The sequence below is a fragment of the Staphylococcus sp. EG-SA-2 genome (assembly GCF_017152085.1).
Genome location: NZ_JACYHC010001070.1, coordinates 1 through 752, shown reverse-complemented (window position 1 = coordinate 752; position 752 = coordinate 1). Strand labels below are relative to the sequence as shown.

Genomic DNA, 752 nt, shown 5'->3' with positions numbered 1-752 from the left:
GATTAGTCACTTTTAAAGATAAAGAATTGTCATGAATTAAAGCTCATGTAATGATGTGTTACATGTCGCAATGATGGCTTTCAGTTATTTATCGATAACATCACTCTTGATACCTTTAGATTTTAAGAAATCTTTAATTTTATCTTGTTGCTTTTTATTAACATCACCGGCATATTTTGTTGGCACGTCGACTACATTGATTTTATTTTGCGGTTGATAGCTAAGCTTTTCAATATCTTCATCAACATTGGCGATTGTACTATTTAAAGCTTTGAAGTAATTCATCATTAATTCAACGGGTTTCTTATATTCTTTAGGAATATTGTTTTCAGTGACAAATTTCTTGAAATGCAAATCGTTTTTAACAGCTAAGTTAGATAAGTGGCTAAGTGTTTCTGCTTGTTTTTCAGTCACTTTTGTTTGACTGTCAATTTGTTTATCTAGTTTATGTTGCATAATATATTTGTTCTCAAGTATATCGCTATTTACAGACAAATACTTTTCTATAGCTTGCTTCATCTCTGCATCACTAATATCACTATTTTTCTTATCTGAGTTAAAGATATCTTTTGTTTCTAATTTTTTAGCGCTTTTAGGTGCATGGATGCCAGTACTTGTGTGATGATCTTCGTTATCAGATTGATCGGACGCGCAACCTGTAAGAATTAATGCAGATGCTAAAAATGTACTTAGTAGTAATCTCTTTTTCATAATGTAATATAACTCCTTAGTTTATCTTTAATTGAAAAAAT

The 752-nt window shown here is 30.1% G+C and carries 1 protein-coding gene; it reads right to left on the bottom strand.

The window, feature by feature from the left end; translation table 11 throughout:
• Nucleotides 1–84 precede the first annotated feature (84 nt).
• A complete protein-coding gene (locus IDG60_RS18035; protein WP_000746680.1) occupies nucleotides 85–711 on the bottom strand; it encodes an NDxxF motif lipoprotein in 627 nt (208 codons plus the stop codon).
• Nucleotides 712–752: the final 41 nt, after the last annotated feature.